At 70.6% G+C, this 8772-nt stretch carries 4 protein-coding genes and 1 pseudogene; 4 read left to right on the top strand and 1 reads right to left on the bottom strand.

Features of this window, described 5'->3' with window-relative positions; all coding sequences use genetic code 11:
- Positions 1 to 25: 25 nt before the first annotated feature.
- Positions 26 to 1771, bottom strand: a complete 1746-nt coding sequence (locus ACG2DA_RS20140) for a SulP family inorganic anion transporter (protein WP_395258143.1) — start codon at positions 1769 to 1771, stop codon at positions 26 to 28.
- 376 nt (positions 1772 to 2147) lie between these two features.
- Here ACG2DA_RS20140 and ACG2DA_RS20135 point away from each other — a divergent pair, with 376 nt between their 5' ends.
- From ACG2DA_RS20135 to ACG2DA_RS20120, 4 genes and pseudogenes are all read left to right on the top strand, one after another.
- The gene (locus ACG2DA_RS20135; protein ID WP_395258141.1) at positions 2148 to 4592 is read left to right on the top strand and encodes a DUF1592 domain-containing protein; all 2445 of its coding nucleotides are present in this window, start codon (positions 2148 to 2150) and stop codon (positions 4590 to 4592) included.
- Between the two features lie 92 nt (positions 4593 to 4684).
- Positions 4685 to 5956 (top strand): DUF1552 domain-containing protein, encoded by a 1272-nt coding sequence (locus ACG2DA_RS20130; protein WP_395258139.1) that lies wholly within the window; start codon positions 4685 to 4687, stop codon positions 5954 to 5956.
- 73 nt (positions 5957 to 6029) lie between these two features.
- Positions 6030 to 7595, top strand: a complete 1566-nt coding sequence (locus tag ACG2DA_RS20125; RefSeq protein WP_395258138.1) for a sulfatase-like hydrolase/transferase — start codon at positions 6030 to 6032, stop codon at positions 7593 to 7595.
- Between the two features lie 431 nt (positions 7596 to 8026).
- Positions 8027 to 8772, top strand: a pseudogene (locus ACG2DA_RS20120) (hypothetical protein); the annotation flags it as partial.

Here is an 8772-nt window from a genome sequence, read left to right as displayed (position 1 = left end):
CGCTGCCGCACGGTCCGCCCCCGCGTCACTTGCCGAGCTTGCTGAACCGGTCGGTGGCGACGTGGTACTGCGGGTCCTCGCTGAGGTTCACCTCGACCAGTTCGCCGGCCCGGTCCAGCAGCCTGCGGCACTCCGGCGAGAGGTGCGTGAGGTGGAGCCGCTTGCCGAGGGAGCCGTACTTCTCCGCCAGCGAGTTGATCGCCTCCAGCCCGGACTGGTCGTAAACGCGGGTGTAGTAGAAGTCGACGACCACGTCGTCCGGGTCCTCCCGCGGATTGAACAGCTCCTTGAACGAAGCGACGCTGGCGAAGAAGAGCGGGCCGTGCAGCTGATAAATCTTGCTGCCGTGCTCGTTCAGCTTGATATCGGCTCCCAGGTGCGTGGCGTGGGTCCAGGCGAAGGCGAGCGCCGAGACGATCACGCCCAGCACCACGGCGCTGGCGAGGTCGTGCATCACCACGGTGTAGCCGGCGACCAGCAGCATCACGAACACGTCGATCGGCGGCATGCGGCGGAACATCTTCAGGCTGGCCCACTCGAAGGTGCCGATGACGACCATGAACATGACCCCCACCAGGGCGGGCATCGGGATCATCTGAATCCACGGCGCCAGGAAGAGCACGAAGGCCAGCAGGGCGCAGGCGGCCACAATTCCGCTGAGCCGGCCGCGACCGCCGCTGTTCACGTTAATGAGGCTCTGGCCGATCATCGCGCAGCCGCCCATCCCGCCGAAAAAGCCGCAGATCACGTTCGAGGCTCCCTGGCCGAAGCACTCCCGGTTGCTCTGACCGCGGGTCTCGGTGATTTCGTCGATCAGGGCGAGGGTCATCAGCGATTCGATCAGCCCGACCCCGGCCAGCGTCAGGGCGAACGGCAGGATGATCCACAGCGTCTCCCAGGAGACCGGCGGCAGCGCCCACTCGAGGAAGAACGGCCGCGGGAGCCCGCCGGCGATGCTGCGGCTCTCCGGGTCCTCGTCCACCGCCGTCAGGGCGGAGGCCACCGCGGCCTGCACCAGTTCCGGGTCGAGTTCGGCGTCCGGGTCGGCCTCGCGTTCCTCTTCGAGCAGCGTGCGGGCCTTGTTCGCCTCGAACGCTTTCTTGTTCGTGGCCAGCATGTCGCCGACCGTGGGCACGACATTCGACTGCCCCTCGGCGATCAGCCCGGGGTCGGCCCAGGCGTTGATGCCGGCCGCCGCCAGCGAAACGGTGAGGATCGCCGCCAGCGAGGAGGGCACCGCCCGGGTCAGCTTCGGCAACCCCCAGATGATCAGCATCGTGACCGCGATCAGCCCCAGCATGATCCAGAGCGCCGGCCCGCTGAGGGGAACCAGCTCCCCGGCGGCGTCCACCGTCTGAAAACTGCCGAACTGGGCCATCAAAATGACGATCGCCAGCCCGTTGACGAATCCCAGCATCACCGAGTGCGGCACGATGCGGATCAGCACCCCGAGTCTCGCCGCCCCGACCGCGATCTGAATCAACCCGCAGAGAATCACCGTCGGGAAGAGGTATTCGACCCCGTGCATCTGCACGAGCCCGATCACGACGACCGCCATCGCCCCCGTCGCCCCGGAGATCATCCCCGGCCGCCCGCCCAACACGGCCGCCCCGAGGCAGAGGAAAAAGGCCGAGTACAGCGCGATGATCGGCTCCACCCCCGCCACGAAGGCGAACGCGACCGCTTCCGGAACCAGCGCCAGGGCGACGGTGAGGCCGGAGAGCGTGTCGTCCTTGATGCTGCGTTGACGCTGGCGAAAAAACTGAAGCATGGGCGAATCGGTTCCGGCATCTCCCCCTGACCCCCGGGAGCGAGAGCGACGGGGGACGCCGCCGGGGGGCGGTCGAAAAGGAACGTGACGGCGGCCCCGCGGGGCGTTTGCCTGAAGAAAGGTCCGGCGGGCGAAGGGAAGGGGCCGGATCCGGCGAGGCGACGGGCCGGAGGTCCGACCTCGCGGCCGAACGGGAGATTGAGGCGTCAGCTTACCACAGCCGACCGCGGTCGAAACGCGACAATTCTTCGCGGCGGGCGACCGGCAAAATCGCTCCGCCCCGACGCCGGGACGGGGCGGTTTGTCCTCTCATGCTAGACGATCGCGGCCCTCGGCGGCCCGTGACGGCCGGTCGACCATCGGATAGAATTGATTTATGAAGAAACGCCCGCTCGCCGCTCTCGCGGCGTTGCTGTTCGCCCCCGCGGCCCTGTCGGCCGACGTCCGCACGGAAACGGCCGCGTTCGTGCGAGCCCACTGCGCCGACTGCCACACGGGCGAGTTCGCCGAGGCCGGGCTGGACTTCGACACGCTCACCGCCGACCTCGCGGACCTGGCAGTCTTCGCCCAGTGGGAGCGGGTGTTCGATCGCATCGAGTCGGGCGAGATGCCCCCCGCGGAGATGCCCCGGCCGGCGGCCCACGAACTGCGGGCGACGCTCAAACCGCTGCGGCGGAGCCTGCACGACGCCCACGCCGCGGTGCGGGAGACCGCCCTGCGGCGGCTGAACCGGCGGGAGTATCAGAACACGCTGAACGACACGTTCGGCACGAACCTCGACTTCGCCGGCCTGCTGCCCGAAGACGGCCGCAGCCATGAGTTCGACACCGTCGGCGACGCCCTCTCCGTCTCCGCGACGCACCTTGATCGGTACATCGAAGCGGCCGGCCTGGTCTGGGACGCCGCCGTCGTCAGCACGATCGCCCCGCCGAACCCGGACCCGATCGTCGTCAGTTACGCCGACACCCGCGAGGCGGAGCGGTTCCTCGGCGACGTCTGGCGGAAGCTGCCGGACGGGGCTGTCGTCCGCTACAACACCGGCGGATACCCGTCCGGCATGCTGCGGGGGACCGATCCGAAGGTTCCCGGCCCGCACCGGGTGACCGTCCGCGGCTACGCCTTTCAGACGGAGGGCGAACCGCTGACGTTCTCCGTCAACGGCACCAGTTTCGCCCGCGGCTCGGACAAGCCGTTCTACGGCTATTTCACAATGCCCGCCGGCCAGCCGGGCGACGCGTTCGAGATCAGTTTCGAGGCGGATCTGGGCGACCGATACATGATCCAGATCGAGCCGATCGGTCTGAACCTGCCGAACGCCCGGCAACGCCCCCCGATCGACGAGTACCAGGGCCCCGGCCTGGCGATCCTCGACGTGACGGAGGAACGCCTGCCCGAGCCCTGGCCCAGCCGCGGGCACGAGTTGATTTTCGCCGGCATCGACCGGCGGGAGAGGATGCCCTCCAATCCCGGCCAGCGGGAGAAAAGCTGGTACCGGCCGCAGTTCGAATACGTCTTTCCGAACGAACAGGCCGCCACCGACGCCGCCCGCGACAGCCTCGCCCGGGTGGCCGCGGAGGTCTTCCGCCGGCCGGTCGAACCGGCTGAGGTCGGACCGTACGTCGCCCTGTACAAGGCGGAACGGGAGAGCGGGACGGAGTTCGAGCCGGCTCTGAAGGTGGCGTTCACGGCGCTGCTCTGCTCGCCGCGGTTCCTGTTTCTGGACGAACCGGTCGACAGGCAGGGCCGCATCGATCAGCACGCCCTCGCCTCCCGGCTGGCCTACTTCCTGACCCGCACCGCCCCGGACGAAGAACTGCGGCGGCTGGCGGAGTCCGGTCGGCTGGCCGATCCGGCCGTCCTGCGGACGCAGATCGACCGCCTGTTGGACGACCGCCGCAACGACCGCTTCCTGCAGGACTTCGCCGCCGCCTGGCTCGACCTGCGGGAGATCGATTTCACCGCCCCGGACGAGACGCTCTTCCCGGAGTTCGACCCGTACCTCCGCTGGAGCATGCCGCTCGAAACGCTGGCGTTCCTCGACAAGCTGTTCACGCAGGACCGGCCGGTGCGGGATCTGGTCGCGCCGGACTACGCGATGGTGAACGCCCGCCTGGCGGAGCTGTACGGCCTCCCCGGCGTCGAGGGGCCTGAGATCCGTGAGGTGGACCTGCCGGACAGCGGCCCCGCCCGCGTCCGCGGCGGACTGCTCACCCAGGCCGCCGTGCTGAAGGTGACGGCCAACGGCACGAACACCAGCCCGGTGGTGCGGGGGGTCTGGGTCTTGGAGCGACTGCTCGGGACGCCGCCGTCGCCCCCGCCGCCGGGCATCCCGGGCGTGGAGCCGGACACCCGCGGCACCAGCACGCTGCGGGAGCTGCTCGCCGCCCACCGCTCCAGCGGCGACTGCCAGTCCTGCCACAACAAGATCGACCCTCCCGGCTTCGCCCTGGAGGAGTTCAACCCGATCGGCGGCCTGCGGGAGCGATACCGGTCCCTGGGCGAAGGGGAGAAGGTCAACGTGCGGGTGAACGGCCGCGGCGTCCGCTACCGGCTCGGCCCGCCGGTGGACGCCTCCGGCGTCACCGCGGACGGCCGATCATTCCGCGGCTTCGCGGACTTCCAACGCCTGCTCGCCGAGGACGACGATCGCCTGGCCCGTACCCTCGCCGAAAAACTACTCACGTTCGGCATCGGCCGGGAACTCGGGTTCAGCGACCGGCCGGAGCTGGATCGCATCGTGGAGCGAAGCGCCCGCTCCGGCCACCGGGTGCGGGAGCTTCTGCACCTCTGCGTGCAGAGCGAGATTTTCCGCGGCAAGTAGTGCGTCCCGTCCGCGGCCGTCGTGAAGCGATCCGTGAGACCGCCGTGTCCGTTAGCATTCCTCAACCGCTTCCGTCCCCTCCGCGCCCGCCGATGCCCGCTCTCCACCGTCGCACGTTCCTCCGCGGCGCCGGGGCCGCCCTGTCGCTCCCGCTGCTGGGGGCGATGCGGCCCGCGTTCGCCCGCGTCGCGGCGCCGGAGCAGCCGAAGCGGACGGTGTTCATCAACGGCAGCCTCGGCTTCCACGGCCCGCACTTCTTCCCGAAGACAGAAGGTCCGAACCACGAGAGCACGCCCTACCTCAAACTGATCGAGGCGCACCGCGGCAACTACACGCTGCTGTCCGGCCTCTCCCACCCGGAGCAAAGCGGCAACAACGGCCACGCCTCCGAGATGACCTGGCTCACCAGCGCCCCGCGGCCGGGGCTGGCGGGGTTCCGCAACACGATCTCCGTCGATCAGGTGATGGCGCAACGCCTCGGCGGGACGACGCGGCTGCCGTTCCTGAACCTCGCCAACGGCGGGGCCTCGCTCTCCTGGACTGCGAACGGCGTGAACCTGCCGGCGGAGGGCTCCCCCGCGAAGGTGTTCAAGCAGCTGTTCGTGGACGGCTCCCCGGAGGAGGTCCGCCGGCAAGTGCGGGACCTCAGCCGCGGCAAGAGCATCCTCGACGCCGTCAGCGTCGACGCCCAACGCCTCAACCGCCGGGTCGGCCCCCGCGACAAGGCCAAGCTGGACGAGTACTTCACCGCGGTTCGGGACCTGGAGGTCCGCATCGGCCAGTCCGAGGGCTGGGCGACGCGGCCCAAGCCGCAGGTCGACCGGGAGCCGATGGAGGACGTCGCCGACAAGGCCGACATCACCGCCCGCCAGCGGCTGATGTACGAACTGATCGCGCTGGCGTTCGAGACGGACAGCTCCCGCGTGGCGACCTTCTCCCTCGGCGCCATGAACGCCCCGCCGTCGAACATCGAGGGCGTCAACACCGACTGGCACAACCTCTCCCACCACGGCAAGGACGAGGAGAAGATCGCCGAACTCCGGCTGATCGAGGAGGCGGAACTGAAGGAGTTCAACACGTTCCTCACCCGCCTCGCCGGCACGACGGAGGCCGGCGGCAGCGTGCTGGACGGCACGGCGGCGCTGTTCGGCTCGAACCTCGGCAACGCCAGCGCCCACGATTGGCGGAACCTGCCGATCCTCTTGGTCGGCGGCGGCCTGAAGCACACCGGCTACGCCGCCCACGACGCCGAAAACAACACGCCGCTCTCCAACCTGTTCGTCGCACTGGAGCAACGGATGGGCATCGAGACGGACGCGTTCGGCAGCAGCACCGCCGCCGGGGTGCGGGGCGTCGACCTCTAAGCCGCTCCGGCCGCCCGGGCGACGGTTCGGCGGCGGCGCTACCTTCCGGCGGCCTCGCCCCCCGGAGTCCGCCGTGCGTCGCCGCCCGTCGCTCGTTTCGTCCCTCGCCGCCCTCGCGGCCCTGCTGGGCGCCGGTGCGGACCGAGCCGGCGCGGGGGAGGGCGGACCGCCGAACCTGCTGGTGATCCTCACCGACGACCAGGGCTGGCCCACGCTCGGCAGCTACGGCGGCGACAAGGTCCCGACGCCGCACCTCGACGCCCTCGCCGCCCGCGGGACGCGGTTCACGCGGGCCTACGTCACCCCGCAGTGCACGCCCACCCGGGCCACGCTGCTGACCGGCCGGTACGCGCCGGGCCACCGCATGTGGCACGTCATCGGGCCGTACGGCTACCCCTTCGCCCGGGTGGAGGAACCGTCGTTCCGGGCGAATCTGCCGCGAGACGCCTGGACCTTCCCCAAGGCGCTGCGGGAGGCTGGCTACGTCACCGCGATCGCCGGGAAGTGGCACCTCACCAACGGCGAGGACGGCAACTACATCGGCCTCAACCCCGCCGCGGCCACGCGTTACGGCTTCGACCACGCCCCGCCGCCAGTCGGCCCGGAGCAGTTCGAACCCGGCGCCGATCGCGGCGTGGACCTGTTGACCGAGCAGACGCTCGCGTTCGTGGAACGGAACCGCGATCGCCCGTGGTTCTGCCTGCTCTCCCACCACGCGGTGCACGGCAAGGTCGTGGCGCCCGAGCCGCTTGTGGAGAAGTACTTGGCCCTCGGCACCCCCGAGGAAGGCCGTCGCAACGCGACCTATCTCGCCCTGCTGGATCATCTCGACGCCTCCGTCGGCAGACTGACCGCGGGGCTGGAGTGCCTCGGCGAAGCGGAGGAGACCGTGATCGTCTTCCTCAGCGATAACGGCGGGGTCGACGTGAAGCTGGGCGGGACCGACCTGCCGTCGGCGGAGCCCGGGGCGACGCTGCCCGCCGTCGAACGGCAGTACGACAACGCACCGCTGCGGGAGGGGAAGGGGTCGCTCTACGAGGGCGGCGTGCGGGTCCCGTTGATCGCCGCCGGACCGGGGATCGGAGCGGGGCGGGTCGTGACGGAGCCGGTGCATGCGGTGGACCTCGCCCCCACGCTGCTCTCGCTGGCGGGGGCGGAGGTCGCGTCGCTCCCTGAGAACGCGGCCCTCGCCGGCGTCGATCTTTCGCCGGCGCTGACGGGCGAGTCGACGGCCCTCCTCGCTGATCGGCCGGTGTACCAGTACTGCCCCTTCTACGACCTCCGCTGGGGGCTGACGCCGGGCGCCTCGGTGGTGCGGGGGCAGTGGAAGCTGATCGCGTTCTTCGGCGATCGCATCGACGGCGGGGACGCGCCCGGCCGGTCGGCCGGAGAGGACGCCGGCGTGTACCGCGTCGGGCCGGCGGCGGAGCTGTACGACCTTGCGGCCGACCCGGGGGAACAGGTCGATCTCGCGGCGGCCCGGCCCGAGATCGCCGCGGAGCTCAACACGCTGCTTCGCGACTGGATCACGGCGAGCGGGGCGACGATTCCCGGTCCCAATCCGGCCTTCGATCCCGCCCGCGGCTTCACCGAGATTCGCGGCGTCGGCGCCGAGCCGACGCGGGAGCGGCCCCGCTGAACCGTCTCCGGACGGGCGAGAAACGGCTCCGTCGGCGCCGGTCCGCCCCGACTTGAGCGGCGTTCGGCGCAGCGGAACTGCCGTTTCGTCGCGGCCGAGCGTCATCTGGGGGAAAACCGCTCCACACCGGGGAATCCCTCATCCGCTTCGAAGAGGCACGACGATCTTCCGCGGCGCCGTCAGGACTAACCGAACAGTCCCGCGCAGTGTGTTCCGCGCGGGATCGAACGCTGTCGATCGCTGCGGGGGGCTCCCCACTCAGTTTCCAGATTGTTGCACGGATGCGCCGCTCTTTTGCGTCTCGGTTCACCTCCACCCGCCATTGCTGGGCGGTTCGACTCGGCGCCGTGGCTCGTCCTTGGACGGTTCGTCGGTGGTTCCGCCGGGCGTTGCCCTGGTTGCCGGCCGCCGCGTTCGTGGCCGCATTCTCGATGAGTTCCGCGACGGCCTTCGGCGTGCTCCTCCCCGGTCGAACGATCGAGTTCGATAGCGCCAGCGGGACCGTCTACGTCACCGATCCGAACGTGAACGGCGGCGCCCGCACCGCCGTGACGGACCTGAACGGCACGACCTTCCACTACGAAACGGTCGTCGACGATCAGGGCGGCGAGATCGGCCGCTGGACCTTCAGCGGAAACCTCGCGTTCCTGGCGAACAACACGGTGAAGGCCGTCGGCACGCGACCGCTGTCGGTCACGGCGACCGGCGATATTCACGTCGCGGCCGACGCGACCTTCGACGTCTCCGCGGTCGGCACCACCGGCGTGGCGGGCGGCGGCGACGCCGGTCTCGCCACCGGCACGCCCGGCGTCGGCGGGGGGCCCGGCACGTCCGGCACCCGGGGCGGCGACGGACAGGACGGCCAGTCCGGCTACTACAACACGGAGCGGGCCGACGGCGGCACGGGGATGGGCGGGGCGGCCGGTACGCCCGGCTACCATCCCCTCGACGGCGCCAACGGCACGAACGGGGCGGACGCCTGGGCGGACCTCAACGGCGACGCCACCGGCGGCGACGGCCAGAACGGCTGGAACGGCGCCAGCGGCTACGGCGGCGGCGACGGCTCCAGCTACTCCGACCGCGGCGACGACGGCACGAACGACACCCGTGGGGATCGTTTGTCCGGGGGCGGCGGCGCCGGCGCCGGCAGCGCCGGGTCCGGCGGCGGGGGCGGCGG

Source organism: Alienimonas sp. DA493, from assembly GCF_043951915.1.
In the GTDB taxonomy this organism is placed as follows: Bacteria; Planctomycetota; Planctomycetia; order Planctomycetales; family Planctomycetaceae; genus Alienimonas.
This window is presented reverse-complemented; position numbering and strand designations above follow the sequence as displayed.